Genomic DNA, 19206 nt, shown 5'->3' with positions numbered 1-19206 from the left:
CCCCCGGGTATGGACGCAGCAGTGTTGCAGACGTCCTCACCAGCTCAGCCGCTGTCCTTGGCGTGCCTGGGTTCAACAACACGCTGAACCTGCCGGCAGCCAAGCGCGTGTGCGTTGTCATGGTGGACGGTCTGGGCTGGTCGCTGCTCAAGCAGCGCGGCGGCCATGCACCGTTCCTGCGCAGCTTTGTACCCTCCGCGAGGGTCCTGACGGCCGCTTTTCCCACCACGACGGCGGCGTCCCTGGCCTCGCTGGGAACCGGACGCCCGCCGGGTGAACACGGCATGGTCGGATACGACGTACTGGATCCGGACCAGGACAAAGTAGTCAACATGCTCGGCAACTGGGATGCGGGCGTGGACCCCGAGCGCTGGCAACCCTGCCCCACCGTCCTGGAGCAGGCGGCTGAGCACATTCCGGTAGCCTCCGTAAGCCTTCCGCGGTTCGCGGACTCCGCCATGACCCGCGCCGCCTTGCGCGGCGGCGAATTCATCGGTGCCACCGGTGTCCATGCCCGGGTGGCGGCCGCAGCCCAGGCTCTGGCGGCAGCGCCGCGGATGCTGATGTACCTGTACTGGAATGAGTTGGACAAAGCCGGCCACAAGTACGGCTCCCAGTCCCAGCAGTGGGGCTTCCAGCTCGAGGAGCTGGACAGCACGCTGAAGCTTCTGGCCTCCCGCATTCCGGCGGACACGCTCCTGCTGCTCACGGCGGACCACGGCATGGTGGACATCGCTCCGGAGCACCGGCGTGACTTCTCGGCAGATCCCTCGCTCATTGCCGGTGTGCGGCACACCGCGGGCGAGCCGCGCATGGTGCACCTGTACTTGGAGCCCGGCACCGGTGAACAGGAGCGGCAGAAGCTGATGGATGCCTGGCGCCGCTCCTACGGCACCAAAATCTGGATCGCCACCCGGGAAGAAGCCGTGAACGCCGGTTACTTCGGGCCGGTTGTTTCGCCCTCAGTACTGCCGCGCATCGGCGACGTCCTGGTGATGGCACGCGAGCCGATCGCATTGTATGACCTGCGGCGAATGAAACCCGCGTCCCTGGAAGTGGTGGGCCAGCACGGTTCCCTGACCCGCGCCGAACGGGAAGTCCCGCTGCTGCAGCTCGCTGCGCCGGCTACCAAGCGCAATCCCGGGGCACAGTCCGGCGGGAGAAAGAAGTAAACCGTGGCCGAGCTAGTTTTCTTTTCCGGGACCATGGACTGCGGCAAATCCACGCTTGCCCTGCAGATGGACTATAACCACAGTGCCCGAGGCCGCGGCGGAATTCTCTTCAGCCGCAACGACCGTGCGGGGGATTCCATGATTTCTTCGCGGCTGGGACTGCGCACCCCGGCGGTGGAAGTCACGGACAGTACGGATTTCTGGAACGAGGTGTCAGTCCGCCGGCGAAGCGGACTGGCGGTGGATTACCTTATCTGCGATGAAGCTCAGTTCTATTCCGCGGACCAGGTGGAGCAGTTGGCGCGTGTGGTGGATGAGCTGTGTGTGGATGTTTTTGCCTTCGGCATCACGTCGGATTTCCGAACCCGTCTTTTTCCCGGATCCCAGCGCCTGATCGAATTGGCCGACCGAATGGAAGTGCTGCAGGTGCGGGCCCTGTGCTGGTGCGGTCGCAGGGCCACCCACAATGCCCGCACCGTGGACGGAGTCATGGTGGTGGAAGGCGACCAGGTGGTGGTGGGCGACGTCGGCAAGCATGCTCCTGCAGCGGGAGTGCCCGGGGCCGTCTCCGCAGTCACGGAGGAGCCGCTTTTTGCTGCCGACGCGGTGGAAACCGTGCCGGTGGTGGGTTATGAGACCCTGTGCCGCAGGCATTACATGCGCCGGGTCACTGCTCACAAGGCCCAGGCCATTTCCGAAGCGGCCGTTGAGGCGCCGGAGGATCTGGATGTGTGCGCGGTGCATCCGCGATTCTCCTAGCGGCCCGGAGGCCGGGAGCGTCAGCTGGGTCGCGGACGGATATAGAAGCAGTCCGGAAGACGCATAGCTGCAGCGGCCCTGCTCCTCTTGGGGGACGGCTGTGGACGGGCTGAGAGAACTGAAACCCCTTTAACTTCCCGGCTCCGGCTGTCGCGCTCCAGCACCTGCTCTCCGTGCAGGGCGCGGAGAAGCCGTCAGCCCTGTGCGCCGGCTTCGGTGAGGTGATGCATTTCCTGGGAACGGATGACCGGGCCAGGGACACGGGTGCCCGTGCCCCATGATTCGTCCGGTGTTCCGCCTGAAAGGTCGCGCGGGTCGAACCGCTGCGGGACAGCCTGATCTTCGGTGCTCGGAGGCGGTTCGGCAGAGGATCCGGAGCCATGGCGAGCAGCGATCGTAGACAACTCGACCGCAAGCAGGGTGCCGGCTGGGTTGGTCACTGCTTTTCGGCGCCGTCACGGGCGCCAGGATTCACGCCGCAAGGCTAGCCTGCTTGCCCCTGGGGGAGCGGCAAGGCCTGCTTGCGTCGGGTCCTCGGGAACCCGAGCCCTTGGCGAGTTCCGCTATGTAAAGCACCTTGTATATGTAAAGGGAGTCAAACATCGTTGGGTGGAGAGCGGGATGGAGACGGAACAGCGCCGGACAACCTGGGGACAGGGGAGGTTTGGTTCCGGCCGGGTGCCGGCCATGGCGGTGGCTCTGCCCTGCGGGTTGCTTCTTGGAGGCTGCGGAGGATGGCTGGCCGTGGTCACCGGCGTCTCCGAGGCGCATCCGGTTCTCGTCTTTTGGGTCTTCGCGTGTTTCCTCACGTCGCCGGCAACTCTGCTGGTGTACGCGGCAATTGTTGACCGCAACACCATAAGGGGTGCGGTTGAACGGCCGGATGACTCGATTGAGGCTGGCTGGTATGACAAAGCGGCGTCCCGTTCCTTCACCGACCTCATCCTGATACTCGGAGTCGCGGGGACAGTTCTCGCATTCCTGCCGGGAGAAACTACCGTGAACCTGAAGCTTGTGCTGCCGGCCGTGCTGATCCTGTGCGCCGTGCTCTTTGGGGTGCGTTATCTGCTGCAGCGGCGCAAGGGCTGACGTGCGCAACAGAGTGAGGGAATTCCGCTCGAACCGCGGGTGGTCCCAACAGCAGCTTGCCGATGAACTTGGCGTTTCGCGCCAAACCGTCATCTCGATTGAGCGCGGACGCTTTGATCCGTCCCTTCCGTTGGCCTTCCGGCTCGCAGCACTCTTCGGCAGCGCGATCGAGGACCTGTTTATCCCCGATGACCGCTCTTCAACCGTGGCCCGGGCATCTGAGGAGCCGGCCCGCCCCGGAAATGAAGGCTAATCGCCCTTGGTGCCGAAGACTATATCGTCCCAGCTGGGGACCGAGGAGCGCTTTGGCTTGGGCGGACGGCGGTCTGCGTCGTCATCCTTGCCGGTTTCAGAGGCTCCTGCGGCGTCGGTCCGGCCGGTGCCGGAACCCATGCGATCCCAGGGGAAATCGGTCCTGCCGCCTTTACGGCCCGCATTTTTTCCCTTGCCGCGGGCGGCGGGAGCGGCCTTGCTGTTCTTTGCAGGGGCGTCTGGTTCGGCGGAAGCACCTGCAGCACCGGCAACGGTACCGTCAGCGGCGTCATGGTGGTGCGTTGTGGTTTCGGTTCCCGTGTCATCGGCCTTGGCGGACACCGATGACTTTTCGGCACCGGCGCTGGTCTCCGCCGGGGAAGCGGCCGCAGGCGGGGTGGTGCCGCTTCCTGCGGCGGCCTCGCCGCGGCGGCGGAAGGGACGGGCAAGGATGCTGACTTCGCGGGTATCGGAGTTGGCGCCGTTGGTCAGGCGAAGCGAGTCAGGACGGTCCGGCGCGTCCGCTTCTGCAACATCCGGGGCCAGTGTCAGGCGACCCGTGCGGGGATGGCTGGAAGAGGCGTCATCCGGCTCATTGCCGCCCTCGCGCGGATGGGCTGCAGGAATGCTGCCCTTGGCCAACAGTGCCGCCAGGGCGTCGTCGCCGTCTTCATCGGCTCCGAGACGCTGCCCCCGGCGGGAGCGCAGGACCTCCAGCAGGTTCTCTGTCTCCTCGTCGCCGGCTCCGTCGGCATCATCAGCCCCGGGCGCCGGAACGGCCTCGAAATCGAAGACGCGGTCCGCGACAGCCGTGAGCCTGCGCGACGGCAGGGGGGAGTCCAGGGGCTCCAGCTCACTGAGCAGCTGTGCCCAGCGGTTGGCATTGGACACGCTCTTGCGCAGCGGGCTGAAGGTCCAGCGGGCGGGCGGTTCTTCGCCCACGGAAATCCGGGACTTTTCATCGAAATCAAAACGGGCAACGACATCCCAGGTGGAATCCGGGCGCCGCCAGGCGTCCCATTCCACGCTGTCGGGGTCCACACCGAAGGCCTTGAGCCGGTGGCTGACCATGTCGCCGAGACTGACCGGACTGTCACCGAACGTGCTGCGGTATCCGTCGTGCGCGGCGGAGAGAGGGGCCGCGACTTCAACGGCCTGTGCCTGCCGGGCAACATAGTCGCGCTCCGCGCGGACCGGACCCTCGTAGCGGCGGATGCGGGCGAGGTCCAGCCCGGAAACCTCAGCGACGTCTTCGGCGCTGGCACCGGAACGGATTCGTGCCTGGATGTCACGCGGAGTCATTGCGGGGCCTTCGGGCCGCTCGACCGGGGCTGTGGGGCGGTGCACTGAACGGGAAACCGCTACCCGCAGTGCTTCATCCATGCGAAGCCGGAAGGTTTCCCCGCCCTTGCCGCTGAGCAGCAGATGCTCGCCACCCTCATGGACACCCACGAGACGCAGATCCTGCATGAATCAATCCTCCACCCGATAGCAACTCCTTCTGGAAACAATGCCACCCGCAGGGGCGAAATCCTACTGTTTGCAGGGGTGTGGCGCGAATCGGCACCCACCGCAGGGTCTTTTTTTGAACTTCCGGAGGCACCGGGACGGCTCGATGGTGGTTTTTCGCTTTGAGCTGGGCAAAAATCTCCTGTTTACGGGCACAAAACGCAACCACGTTGCGTTGATACGTCAGAGCCTGCAAGCTGCCGGCGGCGAACCGGCAGGACGGGCTCGGAAGAATCTTCTACAACAACTCGACCGGATGGTGAGAGTACTTATTATGGCGACAGACTACGATGCGCCGCGCAAGACAGAAGAAGACGTCAGCGAGGAATCCATTGAAGAGCTGAAGACGCGCCGCACAGCGACCACGCAGTCCGCGGTGGTGGATGAGGATGAGGCCGAGGCGGCGGACAGCTTCGAGCTGCCGGGCGCGGACCTCTCGGGCGAAGAGCTCCTGGTGCGGGTGCTGCCCCCGCAGGCGGATGAATTCACCTGCGCCTCCTGTTTCCTGGTGCGGCACAGGTCACAGATAGCCCTGGAAAAGGACGGCTTGGCCTACTGCACGGACTGTGAGGGCTGAGCCGGCGGCCTCGCCAAGAGGCTAGCTGTTCAGCGCGCGGACCAGATCCTCGGGGTGACGGGTGGACGTAAGCCAGTACGGCGTGCGGTCGGCGGGGTCGGTGATTTCAATTTTGACCACCGGTGAAATCCAGCCGCGGATGCACATGTACGCGGTGGCGTTCAGGCCGCGGCCGCGCTGATAGGTGGCGTCATCCCCGCGGAAGCCCTCCACGTTTCCGATATGGATCCGCTCGATTTCCGCCTTGCCGACCTGCAGGGTCTCCGCGGTCACCCGGATGGTCGGGGTGCTGAGGAGAAGCAAAACCGTCAGGATCACGAACACGACGACGGCGGCAATGATACCGGTTGCCAGGCTGATGGGTACGAAGACCAGGATGCTTGATGCTGAGACGCCCAGTACCATCACCCAAATCCAGAAGGAGGGGAGGAGCCGTTCCGAATAGAGAACAGTGCTGGGGGGAGTCTGGGCAGAAGGGGATGACATACCTCCACTTTGGCATCTTTGTTCCCTCATTTCATCTTGGCGCCCGGCAGGGAAATGCCGTTCCGCCGCGTTCGGAGAAGCGTCAGGAAAACGCGCTAAAGTGAGGTGCGGTATTCCCCGGGAGCTTCCGGGGCAGTGCTGAAGAACGCAGCCACGCGGACCTGACCGGGACGCGGGCCACACCTCAATGAAGTCGGAGACACCGGTGCTTGAAGCAGGCCCCACCATGACCGTGCAGCTGAAAATGCTCGACGACGGACTGGAACCGCCGTCGTACGCCCATCCGGGCGATGCGGGCGCGGACCTCAGGACCCGGGTGGACTTTGTCCTGGCACCCGGGGAGCGGAAACTTGTTCCCACCGGCGTGGCCCTGGCACTTCCGTTCGGCTATGCGGCCTTTATCCATCCCCGTTCGGGATTGGCCACCAAACACGGCCTCACTGTCGTGAATGCTCCCGGCACCGTCGACGCCGGCTACCGGGGCGAGATCAGTGTCACGCTCCTGAACACCGACACCACCAGCCCCATTACCCTGAAGCGGGGCGACAGGATCGCGCAGATGGTGATTCAGCGGGTGGAGACTGCAGCTTTTGAACTGGTCGACGAACTGTCCGAATCCGTTCGCGGCACCGGCGGATTCGGTTCCACCGGCGGCTTTGCATCACTGCCTGCCTAGAGCGGCTGTCCCGGGGCCGGCAGCGTACGGCCTCCTACAAGAGAGAGGAACCCGGTCATGGCATTTGGGCGACTGAAGAAGAACAAGCAGGATCAAGCCAAGCAGGATCAGGAAGAGCAGGGGCGGGACATCGCCGATGAAGGCGCCGACGCTGCAGCCGGCTCCGAAGCGGCCACGGGACCGTGGGACGTCAGCGACAAGCCGTCCGAGGACGGCTATATCGATTTGGGTGCGCTGCGCATAGCGGCAGCCCAGGGGCTGCAGCTCCGCCTGGAGGTTGAAGAGAAGACCCAGCGCGTGGTTGCGGTGACCCTTGACCTCAACGGCTCAAGCCTGCAGCTGCAGGCTTTTGCGGCACCCCGCTCAGAGACTCTCTGGGATGACATCCGCGGCCAGATCGGCAAATCCGTGGGTTCGCAGGGCGGCACGGTGGATGAGCTCAACGGTGTCTTCGGCACCGAACTCCTGGCGAAGGTTCCGGCCCAGACGCAGGACGGATCCAAGGGGTTCCGGGTCGCCCGGTTTGTCGGCGTGGACGGGCCGCGCTGGTTCCTGCGCGGTGTCTTCGGCGGCCCTGCCGCCCTTGACCCGCAGCAGGCGGGTCCGCTGGAAGAAGTTTTCCGCAACGTCGTCGTGGTCCGCGGTGAACAGCCGCTTCCGCCGCGGGACCTGCTGCAGCTGCGTTTGCCCCGTGATGCCTCGCCCCTGCCCCGGCCCGCCGCGCCGGTCAAGCCGGGCCCGCCGGAACGCGGCCCGGAAATCACGACCATCGGCTGACCGATGCCCACCGAGCAGCCCGCACTTCCCGGCAGCCAGGATCCGGTTCCCGTCAGTTCCCTGCCTGCCCGGGGCCGGGTGTACAGCGGAGGGTACGTGGAGTCCATCACCGTGGTGCCGGCGACGGAGCCGCCGTGCTTCACCGCCATGGTGGAGGACCGCGATGCCGTGTACCGTGATCCGGCGTCCCGCAAACCGCGTGCGCGGGTCCGGCTGGTCTGGATTGGCCAACGGCGTTTGCCCGGAGTGGAAGCCGGCACCCAGCTGGCATTTGAAGGCATGGTCAGCACCGTGGGAAGCTATCCCACCATCTACAACCCCCGTTATGAAATCATCGGACGTCCGGAGAACGAAACATGACTGAGCGACCCGGCAGCAACCAGCCCGAATACCGCCGGCCGGCGGACTCTGCCGGCGGAAGCCCTTCGGGCGGGGACCAGCAGCCGACGCTCGGGGACGTCGCCGGTGCCTACGCGGCCAAGGCGGGAGTGGAGCGCGGAGACGACGGCCAGATTGATGTGCTCAAGTCCGTTGGCGGGGTACGCGGTCTCGCGGAGGCCATTGTTCCCGGCCTGCTCTTTACGCTGCTTTTCACGCTGACGTCGGAGCTGTACTTGTCGCTCGCCGCGGCGGTAGCCTCTGCCGCAGTCTTCTCAGTGGCGAATCTGGTGCAGAAACGTCCGCTGATGCAGTCACTGACCGGGGTGGTCGGCGTCATCATCTGCGCCGTCTTCGCCCTGCGCAGCGGCAGCGGGACGGAATTCTTCCTGCCCGGCTTTTTCGTCAACGCCGCGTACATAGTGGCGTTTGCCGTTTCGATTGCCGTCCGCTGGCCGGTGGCCGGGCTCCTGTTCGGTTTTATCCGCGGTGAGAACCTGGAATGGCGGGCGAGCCGGAAGCGGATCCGGGCCTACGCGCTGGCCACCTGGATCATCATTGCAGTATTCGCTCTTCGCCTTGGCGTCCAGCTTCCCCTGTACCTGGCGGACAACGTGGGGGCGCTGGGCACCATGCGCCTGGCCATGGGGGTTCCGCTGTATGCCCTCGGGCTGTGGCTGGCGTGGATGGTGTCCCGTCCGCTGCCGCAGCAGGAGTCCGGGGCGCAGCCTGGCTAGCGCAGCCTGGCCAGCGCAGCCTGGCCAGCGCAGCCCGACTAGGGGAGTCCGGGCCGGAATGTATCCGGCCTGGACTCCCCTAGTCCGCATCAGGGGCGGGCTCGGAACCGGGCCGGGACCGCTCGGGCAGCAGGACTGCCCGGAGCTGGTCTTCGGCGGCGATGGTGCAGATAAAGAACAGTTCGTCGCCGGGTTCAATGACGTCATCCCTGCTGGGCGTGATGGGCGCGTCATCGCGGAGGATGGCCGTCACAGTGGTGTCCGCGGGCCAGTCGATGGATCCCAGGGTCCTGCCGGTCAGCGGTGAATCGGAGGGGACCGTGAACTCCACCATCGAAGCCACGCCGGTCTGCAGCGTCAGCAGCCGGACCAGGTCGCCCACCTCCACGGCTTCCTCCACGAGAGCAGTCATCAGGCGCGGTGTATTGACCGCCACGTCAACACCCCAGGAATCATCGAACATCCAGTCGTTCTTGGGATTGTTCACCCGGCCTACGGTGCGTGCCACACCGAACTCACTCTTGGCCAGCAGCGAGACCACCAGGTTGACCTTGTCGTCCCCGGTGGCGGAAACCATGACGTCGGCCTCTTCCAGCCGGGCATCCTTCAACGTGGTCAGCTCGCACGCGTCGCCAATCAGCCAATGGGCTCCCAGCAGTCCGCTGCGTCCCACGACCTCGGGCTTTTCATCGATGAGAAGCACCTCGTGGTGGTGGGAAAGCAGCTCCTTGGCAATGGAGGATCCCACGCTCCCGGCGCCGGCAATCACGACTTTCACTGGTTCTCCCTGATTGGCGTGCTGGAAAGGATGCGGCTGATTTCGCTGGTGCGTTCCACGTTCATCATGGCGTGCAGGACGTCGCCCTGCTGGTAGCTGGTGTCGGGCCGGGGGAGGATTCCCTCGCCGAACCGGGTGACGTAGGCGATGCGGACACGCGCTGCCTGCTCAATGCCGCTGAGCGTTGTGCCCAGCCAGCCCTCATGAAGGGACAGCTCGCCCAGGATCAGCCGGCCGGATGACTCGCGGAAATCCCCGTTGATGCTTTGCTCCGGCAGGATGCGCCGCAGCACCTGGTCGGCGCTCCACCGCACGGCTGCGACAGTGGGAATGCCGAGGCGCTGGTAGATTTCTGCGCGTCCCGGGTCATAGATCCGTGCCACCACATGCGGAACGTGGAACGTCTCGCGGGCAACCCGGGTGGCGAGAATGTTCGAATTATCACCCGAGGAAACAGCAGCAAAGGCGTAGGCCTCCTCGATCCCGGCCTCTCTGAGAGTGACGCGGTCAAAGCCGACGCCGGTCACTTTCCGGCCGGTGAACGTATGCCGCAGGCGGCGAAAAGCCCGTTCATCCTGGTCAATAACGGCCACCGTGTGCCCGGCATTGTCCAGTGTGTGGGCCAGCGACACGCCCACGCGCCCGCACCCCATGATGACGTAATGCGCCACCTGCCACCTCGGTTCCTGATGATCGACTGCGAAAAAACCCAACCGCCAGCATAGACCTGCGAAGGCAGGCGTGCGGTCCGGGCCGGCGGGCCGGCGAATATGCACGGGAGCCGAGGCATGATGTGATGGTCTTTTAGGCTCCATCAGGAAGTATCCGCCACCATGACGACCGACACCACCGCATCCGAGATTGAACTCACCATTGGCGCCCCCGCGCACGGCGGCCACTTTGTGGCGCGCCATGAGGGGCGCGTGGTCTTTGTCCGGCACGCCCTGCCGGGCGAGCGGGTCCGCGCCCGCCTGACGGAAGACGGCGACGGCGCCAAATTCTGGCGTGCGGACGTCGTGGAGGTCCTCGAGAGCGTTCCGGGCCGGGTGGAACACTTCTGGCCTGAAGCCGATGCGCTCCGGGCTGCTTCCCGCGGGCGGCTGCCGGTGGGCGGTGCAGAGTTTGGGCACATTGAGCTGCCGCTACAGCGTGAGCTCAAGGGACAGATTTTCGCCGAGCAGCTGAGCCGGCTGGCCAAGGAAGACCGGACGGTGACGGTGGAGCCGGCCCTCGACGAGCGGGAAGACGGCCTGCACTGGCGGACCCGGGCGAGTTTTTCGGTGGCCCCCGGCGGCCGGCTGGCCATGCACGCGCACCGCTCCGAGGAGCTGATTCCTGTCCAGCGGATGCCGCTGGCCGTGGATGCCGTGAATGATCTGCAGCTGTGGAACGTGGACTTCAGCGGCGTGGCCCGGGTGGAGGTGGCGGTCCCGTCAACGGGCGCACCCCTGGTGCTGCTGATCCCCGCTGACGGTGCGCACCCCAAAGCCCTGGGCCGCATTGCCTCCGCCCTTCCCGAAGGAACCTCCATTGCTTCCTGGGATCCGGAAACCTCAACCCTGAACCGGCTCCGCGGCCGCACCTGGGTACAGGAGAGTGTGCTCGGACATGATTTCCGGGTGACCGGTGCGGGTTTCTGGCAGATCCACCGCAGCGCACCCCTCACTCTGGCCCAGGCTGTCCTGGACGGGCTCCGGATCCAGCCGGGTGAACAGGTTGCCGACCTGTACGCCGGCGCCGGCCTGTTCACGGCCCCGCTGGCCGACGCCGCAGGCGAATCGGGACGGGTTCTGTCCGTTGAAGGTTCTCCCGGTGCCAGCCGCGACGCGCGCAAGAACCTGTTCGCCTCGCCCCAGGTTGAAATCCTGCAGGGGCGCGTGGACAAATCGCTGGCAGCCTACGAGGGCCGGCTCGACGTCGTGCTGCTGGACCCGCCGCGTGTCGGGGCCGGCAAGGATGTGGTGCGCCGGATCGACGCCGCCGCCCCCCGCACCGTGGGCTACGTATCCTGCGACCCGGCGTCGTTCGCCCGCGACCTTGGCTACTTCAAGGAGCTGGGCTGGCAGCTGGATTCACTGCGGGTCTTTGACCTCTACCCGCACACCCACCATATGGAGTCCTTCGCAGTCCTGACGCGTCCGTAACCGGAGTAACGGAGCGTCACGCGATCCGTGGCGTTATCCGTGGCGCGGCCGGACGGCTATCCTCCCCGTCACATGGGCGTGTAACGGATAGTATAGGGAGCAGTTGTGCAGATCCGCGCCGTGTTGGAGAGCCGCCGCCTGCTTAGGCGGGCAGAGTTTTCGTTCGGCAGTGGGGCCAAATCCGGCAGGGGGAATAGTCCACCATTTCCCCTGCCTTCCCCTGTGGTATGCCGGTTAGGGAATCCTAACTAGCATGCCGCGGACAGCTGGACAAAGATAAAACGGTGGCGAGAGGAGTCCTATTATGACTAATGTGGACAGCTTCGGATCCAAAGGCGTACTAAACGTCGGTGGAAACGAATATGAAATTTTCCGGCTGAATTCCGTCGAAGGCGCAAAGAGCCTTCCGTTCAGCCTCAAGGTCCTGCTGGAAAACCTGCTGCGCACCGAAGATGGTGCCAACATCACTGCAGATCACGTACGTGCACTCGCACAGTGGGACGCAAATGCAGAACCCAGCACTGAAATTCAGTTCACCCCTGCCCGGGTCATCATGCAGGACTTCACCGGCGTCCCCTGCATCGTGGACCTGGCAACCATGCGTGAAGCCGTAGCCGAACTTGGCGGAGACCCCAAGCGGGTCAACCCGCTGGCACCGGCCGAAATGGTCATTGACCACTCGGTCCAGATTGACGCCTTCGGTAACTCCGGCGCCCTTGAGCGCAACATGGAAATCGAGTACCAGCGCAACGGCGAGCGTTACCAGTTCCTTCGCTGGGGCCAGACCGCATTCGATGACTTCAAGGTTGTTCCCCCGGGAATGGGCATTGTCCACCAGGTCAACATCGAATACCTGGCCCGCACCGTCATGACCCGCGAAGTTGACGGCGTCCTGCGTGCGTACCCGGACACCTGCGTCGGCACCGACTCCCACACCACCATGGTCAACGGCCTGGGCGTGCTCGGCTGGGGCGTTGGCGGCATCGAGGCCGAGGCAGCCATGCTCGGCCAGCCCGTCTCCATGCTGATCCCGCGCGTCGTCGGCTTCAAGCTCACCGGTGAAATCCCTGCCGGCGCCACCGCCACCGACGTTGTCCTGACCATCACCGAAATGCTGCGCAAGCACGGTGTTGTCGGCAAGTTCGTCGAGTTCTACGGTGAAGGTGTCGGCGCTGTGCCGCTGGCCAACCGCGCCACCATCGGCAACATGAGCCCGGAATTCGGTTCCACGGCCGCCATGTTCCCGATCGACGATGTGACGCTGGATTACCTGCGCCTGACCGGCCGTTCCGAAGAGAGCGTTTCCCTCGTAGAGGCCTACGCCAAGGAACAGGGCCTGTGGCACGATCCGTCCAACGAAGTTCAGTACTCCGAGTACCTCGAGCTGGACCTGTCCACCGTGGTGTCCTCCATCGCCGGACCGAAGCGCCCGCAGGACCGCGTGGAGCTCACCAACGCCAAGGAACAGTTCCGCAAGGACCTCAAGAACTACGTCCACGAGACGGTTGAGGCTGAAAAGGGCACTGTTGACGAGGCTCTGGAAGAAACCTTCCCGGCATCGGATGCTCCTTCCTTCACGGAAGGCAGCACCAAGATCGAAGACAAGGCACACGATCTCGTCTCCAAGGCCGACGCCCCGGCTGAGCGCGCCACCAACTCGGTGCCGGTCACCATGGCGGACGGCCGCAGCTTCGAGCTGGACCACGGCGCCGTGTCGATCGCCTCGATCACGTCCTGCACCAACACGTCCAACCCGTCGGTGATGATGGCTGCAGCAGTGCTGGCCCGCAACGCCGTCGAAAAGGGCCTCGCTGCCCAGCCGTGGGTCAAGACCTCGATTGCACCGGGCTCCAAGGTAGTGACCGACTACTACGAAAAGTCCGGCCTGATTCCGTACCTGGAGAAGCTCGGCTTCTTCGTCGTCGGCTACGGCTGCGCCACCTGCATCGGTAACTCCGGTCCGCTGGAAGATGAAATCTCCACGGCCATTCAGGAAGCCGACCTGGCCGTCACCGCAGTTCTCTCCGGTAACCGCAACTTCGAAGGCCGGATCAACCCGGACGTGAAGATGAACTACCTGGCTTCCCCGCCGCTGGTGGTTGCCTACGCACTGGCCGGCACCATGGACTTCGACTTCGAGAATGACCCGCTGGGCCAGGACGAAGCCGGCAACGACGTCTTCCTGAAGGACATTTGGCCGAACCCGGTTGAGGTCCAGGAGATCATTGACGCCTCCATCAACAAGGAGATGTTCAGCAACAGCTACGACACCATCTTCGAAGGCGACGACCGCTGGAAGTCCCTGCCCACACCCGAAGGCGCAACCTTCGAGTGGGATACGGAATCCACGTACGTCCGGAAGCCCCCGTACTTCGAGGGCATGAAGGCTCAGCCGGAGCCCGTCACCGACATCGAGGGTGCCCGCGTCCTGCTGAAACTCGGCGACTCGGTCACCACCGACCACATCTCCCCGGCAGGCTCCTTCAAGTCCGACACCCCGGCCGGCCGTTACCTGCTGGAACACGGCGTGGAGCGCAAGGACTTCAACTCCTACGGCTCACGCCGAGGCAACCACGAGGTGATGATCCGCGGCACGTTCGCGAACATCCGGATCAAGAACCAGCTGCTCGACGGCGTTGAAGGCGGTTTCACCCGTGACTTCAGCCAGGCAGATGCACCGCAGGCAGCCGTCTACGATGCTTCGGTCAACTACCAGGCCGCCGGCATTCCGCTGGTTGTCCTGGCGGGCAAGGAATACGGCTCCGGCTCCTCGCGTGACTGGGCTGCCAAGGGCACCGCGCTGCTGGGCGTCAAGGCCGTCATCGCCGAGAGCTACGAGCGCATCCACCGCTCCAACCTCATTGGCATGGGCGTTCTTCCGCTGCAGTACCCGGCCGGCGTCAACGCCGAATCCCTGGGCCTGACCGGAACGGAAACCTTCGCAGTCTCCGGCGTGACCGAGCTGAACAACGGCACCACGCCCAAGACCGTAACGGTTACGGCGACGCCGGAGAACGGTGAAGCCATCACCTTCGACGCGGTCCTGCGCATCGATACCCCGGGTGAAGCGGATTACTACCGCAACGGCGGCATCCTGCAGTACGTCCTGCGCCAGATCACCGCTAAGTAGCAAGGCCTCCCTCACCGCCGCTGATGCGCCGGCGAGGAAAGCAGAGCCCCGCCGACCGGGTTTTTTGAACCCGGACGGCGGGGCTCTTTGCCTGTCGCGGAACAGGAGCGGGCCCTTCAAGCGTTAGAGTTAAACGTTGTGACGGTGTGCAGTGCCGTTGCCTAAAAGCAAGGGAGACGCCCGTTGGGACTTCTGGAAACCATCCGTGATCCGCGGGACCTCGGCAAGCTCTCCACGGAGCAGCTTGAGCGTTTGTCTGCGGAAATCCGGTCCTTCCTGATCAGTAATGTTGCGCAGACCGGGGGGCATCTGGGGCCCAACCTGGGTGTTGTTGAGCTCACCGTGGGAATCCACCGCGTCTTTGATTCGCCCCGTGACAGCATTGTTTTTGACACCGGGCACCAGTCTTACGTGCACAAGATCCTCACCGGGCGCCAGGATTTCTCGACGCTTCGCCAGCAGGGCGGGATGTCCGGCTACCCGTCCAGGGCCGAGTCCGTGCATGACATCGTGGAATCCTCCCACGCTTCCTCGTCCCTGTCCTGGGCAGACGGCATCTCCCGCGCCCGGCAGCTGACCGGGGAAGGCGACCGCTACACCGTGGTGATGGTGGGCGACGGCGCCCTGACCGGCGGCATGGCCTGGGAAGCCCTGAACAATATCGCCGCGGACCAGCGACGCCGGGTGGTCATTGTGGTCAATGACAACGGCCGCTCCTACGCGCCCACCATTGGCGGACTCGCCGACTACCTCGCCTCCCTGCGCCCCACCCTTGACGCCGTGCGCACCCACCGCGTGTACGAGACCACGCTCGGATGGGGGAAGCGGAGGCTGCAGCACGGCGGCCCGATCGGCAAATTCGCCTACCACAGCCTGCATGCCGCCAAGCGCGGCATCAAGGACTGGTGGGCGCCGCAGGGTTTGTTTGAAGACCTTGGCATGAAGTACATCGGACCGATCGACGGTCACGACATGGCGGCCGTGGAACGCGCCCTTCTCAAGGCCCGCAACTTCAACGGTCCCGTTCTGGTTCACGCAATGACAGAGAAGGGCCGCGGCTATGCACCGGCCCGCGCCAACGAAGCGGACCAGTTCCACGCCGTGGGCATCATCGACCCGGAAACCGGCAAGCCGGTGGAGCCTGGCAGCAAGCAGTCCTGGACCTCCGTCTTCGCGACGGAGATTGCGGACATAGCCGATGAGCGCGAAGACATTGTGGGCATCACCGGCGCCATGCTGATTCCCGTTGGCCTGCACCGGTTCGCTGAGAAGCATCCCGAGCGGGTGTTCGACGTCGGCATCGCCGAGCAGCACGCCCTCACCTCCGCGGCGGGCATGGCTTTCGGCGGGCTGCACCCCGTCGTCGCGCTTTACGCCACGTTCCTGAACCGCGCCTTCGACCAGCTGCTCATGGACGTAGCCCTGCATAAGGCGGGCGTCACCATTGTGCTGGACCGGGCCGGAGTCACCGGGCCCGACGGCGCCAGCCATCACGGCATGTGGGACATGTCCATGCTGCAGATTGTGCCCGGCCTGCATCTGTCCGCTCCGCGCGATGCCAGCCGGCTCAAGGAGGAACTGCGCGAGGCTGTCGCCATCAGCGACGCACCCAGCGTGGTCCGGTTCTCCAAGGGAACGGTAGGCCCGGATGTGGATGCACTGGAACGCACCTCCGACGGCGTGGACGTCCTGGCCCGCCGCCCTGCCGGGGAAAAAGCCAACGATGTGTTGATTGTCAGCGTCGGCGCTATGGCCGAAATGGCACTGCAGGTGGCCGAACGGCTGGATGACCAGGGCATCAGCTCCACGGTGGTGGATCCGCGCTGGGTCCTGCCCGTCCCGCGGTCGATTATCTGCATGGCGGCCGAACACCGCATCGTCATTGTGATCGAGGACGGCGTGCGTGCCGGCGGAGTCGGGTCGCGGATCCGGCAGGAAATGCGCGCAGCCGGAGTGGATACCGCACTGAATGAGGTGGGCCTTCCGGTGGAATTCCTGGACCACGGCACCCGCGGGGAAGTCCTGGAGCGCGTTGGGCTGACTGCCCGGCAGGTGGCCAACGACGTCGTCGCGCAGGTTCTGGGGACAAAGGTGCCGTTCGCCCGGCCGCTTCCCGGACAGGAAATGCCCACCGGCCAGATTCCAAAAATCCAGTAGGCACCGCGCCCCAAGGACAGCGGCAGCCCCAATCGCAAGGAGCGGACCATGGCACAGGAACAACCGGACGTAGCTGTCACCGGCGCCACGGGAGCACTTGGGGGTGCGGTGGCCCGGCTGCTGGCAGAAGCGGGCGTCCCGCAGCGGCTGCTGGCCCGTCACACGGCCCGGCTGCCGGAGCTGCCCCGAACGCCGTCGTACGCCGTTACCTACTCGGACCGGGCACACGCTGCCCGGGCGCTGGCGGGCGTGCACACGCTGTTCATGGTCTCCGCGGCGGAAAGCCGGTACCGGCGCCAGGACCAGCGCACCTTCGTGGACGCCGCCGTGGACGCCGGTGTGCAGCACATTGTGTACACCTCTTTTGTGGGAGCCGCTCCGGACGCTGTCTTCACCCTCGCCCGCGATCACTGGGATACCGAGGAGTACATCAAGACCAAGCCGCTGGCATACACGTTTCTCAGGAACAGCCTTTACCAGGATGTCCTGCCCTCCTTCGTGGGGCGCGACGGCGTGCTGCGCGGACCCGCGGACAACGGGCGCGTGGCCCCGGTGGCGCGTCCGGATGTGGCCCGTGCCGCCGCCCGGATCCTTGTGGAGCCGCAGGCGCATGCCGGGGCGGTTTACACGCTCACCGGGCCGCAGGCCCTCACACTCGAAGAGATAGCCGGGATTTTGACGCGGGTGACCGGCTCGCACGTGAGCTATCACCGGGAGACCGCGGAAGAGGCCATGGAATCACGCCGCGGCAGCGGGGTTGAGCGGTGGCAGATCGAGGCGTGGGTCAGTACCTACACGGCCATCGCATCCGGCGTGATGGCGGAAGTCAGCGCAGACATAGAGCAGCTGACCGGGACCGCTCCAATGACGCTGGAAGAATACCTGATGCAGCGATAAATCCCGACGCGCGGGTATTGTTCATGAAGATTTAGCGCGCAGCGGGTTTCGGATTCGGCGGCTCTTCCCTAGTGTCAAACCATGGCTGAGCAGAATCTTGATCACATCGTTCTGTTTCTCGACGAGTGCACCCTGGCCGGGCTTGATGAGAGCGCATCGGTGCCGGCCGCGGACCTGTACGGCATGTACATGGTCTGGTGCGAGAACGCCGGGCGGGAGCCCGCTCCCGTTCACCATTTCTACGGAGCCGTCCGCGGGGCAGGCCATCCGGAAGTGACCCGCCGCTCCGAACGCGTGTATGAGGGCGTGCAGCCCACCGGCCCGATCCCCATCCAATACATCATGGAGACGGACAAAGCTCCGGGCCCCAACACCAACCCCTTTCCTTTCAGCGGTTAAGCTTTACGGCGGTGCGGGTCCGGACCCGGCGCCGGAATTCGGTACCGTGGGCTTCATGACTTCTTACAACAGACTTGGCAATTCCGGGCTGACCGTTTCCACCGTGGGACTGGGCTGCAACAACCTGGGCCGTCCCGGCACCCCCACCGAATCCCAGGAAGGCACCGACGCCGTCATCAACGCGGCTGTCGACGCCGGCATCACTCTCTTCGATGTCGCCGATTCCTACGGTCGCACTCCGGGCCTGAGCGAGGAAATGCTGGGCAAGGCGCTGGGTTCCAGGCGCGACGACGTTGTGGTCGCCACCAAATTCGGTCTGGACATGAAGGGCGTCAACGGGCGGGACTTCGACGCGCGCGGTTCGCGGCGCTACATCATTAAGGCCGCTGAGGCCTCGCTGCGGCGCCTGAACACGGACTGGATCGACCTCTACCAGTTCCACACACCGGACCCGCTCACGCCCATTGAGGAGACCCTGGCGGCCCTCGATGACCTGGTGACCAGCGGCAAGGTTCGCTATATCGGGCACTCCAACTTCTCCGGCTGGCAGATTTCCGAGGCAGAGTTCACCGCCCGGATGGGCGGCTATACCCCGTTCATATCGGCACAGAACCATTACAATCTGCTCGACCGCCGGGCCGAGCAGGAAGTCACCCCGGCGGCGGAGGCTTACGGCCTGGGCGTGCTGCCGTACTTCCCGCTGGCCAACGGCCTGCTCACGGGGAAGTACAGCAGCGGCAACGCCCCCGAGGGCAGCCGCCTGACCCATTCACGGCAGAACCTGCTGGACAATGCGGATCTGGGCCAGCTGGCCGAGTTCGGCTCGTTTGCCGCCGAGCGCGGCCTGACCGAGGTGCAGGTGGCATTCTCCTGGCTCGCCGCGCAGCCGTCAGTGGCTTCCGTTATTGCCGGTGCCACCAAGGTGGAGCAGGTACAGCAGAACGCCGCGGCTGTCGCCTGGGAGCCGTCAGAGAAGGACCTCGAGGAACTGGACCGGATCTTCCCGAAGACGCCGAAGGTGGCTTTGTTCTAGGCACGTTCGCCACCCTGTGTTCGGCGGGTCCGGAACGGCGGAAACGAAAATTCCTGCTCGCAGAGCTTGCAGCAGTTGTTAAAGCCGCCTAACCCGGACCCGCCGGCAGCTCTTGACCAGCCGGTGGCCGTTCCGAAACGCGGGCAGAGGTTCCTCTGGTGCCGAGGTGTTTCCGATGCCGGGACCGACCGTTCCTGATGGCATGAACGAGTGCCGTATCCGCGTTTGAGACAGGGGTGGGAGACTGCTGAGTCCG

General features: G+C 65.0%; 19 protein-coding genes. 15 read left to right on the top strand and 4 right to left on the bottom strand.

Going from position 1 to position 19206, the window contains the following annotated elements:
• The 4 genes from QMA10_RS11155 to QMA10_RS11140 all read left to right on the top strand — a co-directional run.
• Window positions 1-1172, top strand: a 1172-nt coding sequence (locus tag QMA10_RS11155; RefSeq protein ID WP_290168374.1) for an alkaline phosphatase family protein, incomplete at its 5' end; no start/stop codon positions are given.
• Between the two features lie 3 nt (window positions 1173-1175).
• Window positions 1176-1931, top strand: a complete 756-nt coding sequence (locus tag QMA10_RS11150; protein ID WP_290168372.1) for a thymidine kinase — start codon at window positions 1176-1178, stop codon at window positions 1929-1931.
• A 621-nt stretch (window positions 1932-2552) separates the two neighbouring features.
• Entirely contained in the window at window positions 2553-3020 is a 468-nt protein-coding gene (locus tag QMA10_RS11145; protein WP_290168370.1) for a hypothetical protein, read from the top strand.
• A 1-nt stretch (window position 3021) separates the two neighbouring features.
• The gene (locus QMA10_RS11140; RefSeq protein ID WP_290168369.1) at window positions 3022-3273 is read left to right on the top strand and encodes a helix-turn-helix transcriptional regulator; all 252 of its coding nucleotides are present in this window, start codon (window positions 3022-3024) and stop codon (window positions 3271-3273) included.
• On the opposite strand, the gene sepH is transcribed toward QMA10_RS11140, so the two are convergent.
• Window positions 3270-4742: a septation protein SepH gene (gene sepH / locus QMA10_RS11135; RefSeq protein ID WP_290168368.1), complete on the bottom strand. Its 1473-nt coding sequence runs from the start codon at window positions 4740-4742 to the stop codon at window positions 3270-3272. The genes QMA10_RS11140 and sepH overlap by 4 nt on opposite strands.
• Window positions 4743-5055: 313 nt before the next feature.
• Here sepH and QMA10_RS11130 point away from each other — a divergent pair, with 313 nt between their 5' ends.
• On the top strand, window positions 5056-5358 hold the full coding sequence (locus QMA10_RS11130) for a DUF4193 domain-containing protein (RefSeq protein ID WP_104054621.1): 303 nt from the start codon (window positions 5056-5058) through the stop codon (window positions 5356-5358).
• Window positions 5359-5379: 21 nt separating this feature from the next.
• On the opposite strand, the gene QMA10_RS11125 is transcribed toward QMA10_RS11130, so the two are convergent.
• The gene (locus QMA10_RS11125) at window positions 5380-5844 is read right to left on the bottom strand and encodes a DUF3093 domain-containing protein (RefSeq protein ID WP_290168366.1); all 465 of its coding nucleotides are present in this window, start codon (window positions 5842-5844) and stop codon (window positions 5380-5382) included.
• Window positions 5845-6070: 226 nt separating this feature from the next.
• On the opposite strand from QMA10_RS11125, the gene dut reads away from it, so the two are divergent.
• Genes dut through QMA10_RS11105 form a run of 4 tightly spaced genes read left to right on the top strand, consistent with a single transcriptional unit; the run spans window position 6071 to window position 8412 of the window.
• Window positions 6071-6520 (top strand): dUTP diphosphatase, encoded by a 450-nt coding sequence (gene dut / locus QMA10_RS11120; RefSeq protein ID WP_290168382.1) that lies wholly within the window; start codon window positions 6071-6073, stop codon window positions 6518-6520.
• 57 nt (window positions 6521-6577) lie between these two features.
• Complete coding sequence (locus QMA10_RS11115; RefSeq protein ID WP_290168364.1) at window positions 6578-7297, top strand: DUF3710 domain-containing protein; 720 nt, start codon at window positions 6578-6580, stop codon at window positions 7295-7297.
• Window positions 7298-7300: 3 nt separating this feature from the next.
• Window positions 7301-7657 (top strand): hypothetical protein, encoded by a 357-nt coding sequence (locus QMA10_RS11110; RefSeq protein ID WP_290168362.1) that lies wholly within the window; start codon window positions 7301-7303, stop codon window positions 7655-7657.
• On the top strand, window positions 7654-8412 hold the full coding sequence (locus QMA10_RS11105; protein WP_290168360.1) for a DUF3159 domain-containing protein: 759 nt from the start codon (window positions 7654-7656) through the stop codon (window positions 8410-8412). The genes QMA10_RS11110 and QMA10_RS11105 overlap by 4 nt, the downstream gene beginning before the upstream one ends.
• A gap of 79 nt (window positions 8413-8491) precedes the next feature.
• Here the strand turns inward: QMA10_RS11105 and QMA10_RS11100 are convergent, their stop codons facing one another.
• Both QMA10_RS11100 and QMA10_RS11095 read right to left on the bottom strand, forming a co-directional pair.
• Entirely contained in the window at window positions 8492-9190 is a 699-nt protein-coding gene (locus QMA10_RS11100; protein WP_290168359.1) for a TrkA family potassium uptake protein, read from the bottom strand.
• A complete protein-coding gene (locus tag QMA10_RS11095) occupies window positions 9187-9861 on the bottom strand; it encodes a TrkA family potassium uptake protein (protein WP_290168357.1) in 675 nt (224 codons plus the stop codon). The genes QMA10_RS11100 and QMA10_RS11095 overlap by 4 nt, the downstream gene beginning before the upstream one ends.
• A gap of 162 nt (window positions 9862-10023) precedes the next feature.
• On the opposite strand from QMA10_RS11095, the gene QMA10_RS11090 reads away from it, so the two are divergent.
• The 6 genes from QMA10_RS11090 (at window position 10024) to QMA10_RS11065 (ending at window position 18950) form a co-directional block, all read left to right on the top strand.
• A complete protein-coding gene (locus QMA10_RS11090) occupies window positions 10024-11334 on the top strand; it encodes a TRAM domain-containing protein (protein WP_290168355.1) in 1311 nt (436 codons plus the stop codon).
• 304 nt (window positions 11335-11638) lie between these two features.
• Complete coding sequence (locus tag QMA10_RS11085) at window positions 11639-14464, top strand: aconitate hydratase (protein ID WP_290168353.1); 2826 nt, start codon at window positions 11639-11641, stop codon at window positions 14462-14464.
• 183 nt (window positions 14465-14647) lie between these two features.
• Window positions 14648-16621, top strand: coding sequence for a 1-deoxy-D-xylulose-5-phosphate synthase (dxs, locus tag QMA10_RS11080; protein WP_290168350.1), 1974 nt, complete (start codon window positions 14648-14650; stop codon window positions 16619-16621).
• A 48-nt stretch (window positions 16622-16669) separates the two neighbouring features.
• Entirely contained in the window at window positions 16670-17518 is an 849-nt protein-coding gene (locus tag QMA10_RS11075) for an SDR family oxidoreductase (RefSeq protein WP_290168348.1), read from the top strand.
• Window positions 17519-17599: 81 nt separating this feature from the next.
• Window positions 17600-17917: a primase-like DNA-binding domain-containing protein gene (locus QMA10_RS11070; protein ID WP_290168346.1), complete on the top strand. Its 318-nt coding sequence runs from the start codon at window positions 17600-17602 to the stop codon at window positions 17915-17917.
• A gap of 55 nt (window positions 17918-17972) precedes the next feature.
• Window positions 17973-18950 carry an aldo/keto reductase gene (locus QMA10_RS11065; protein WP_290168344.1) on the top strand — a complete coding sequence of 326 codons (978 nt, stop codon included), beginning with the start codon at window positions 17973-17975 and terminating at the stop codon, window positions 18948-18950.
• The last annotated feature ends 256 nt before the right edge of the window (window positions 18951-19206 follow it).

It is taken from the genome of Arthrobacter sp. APC 3897 (assembly GCF_030407495.1).
Taxonomy (GTDB): Bacteria; Actinomycetota; Actinomycetes; order Actinomycetales; family Micrococcaceae; genus Arthrobacter_B.
The sequence above is the reverse complement of the archived record's forward strand: the minus strand, read 5'-3'. Positions and strand labels throughout refer to the sequence as shown.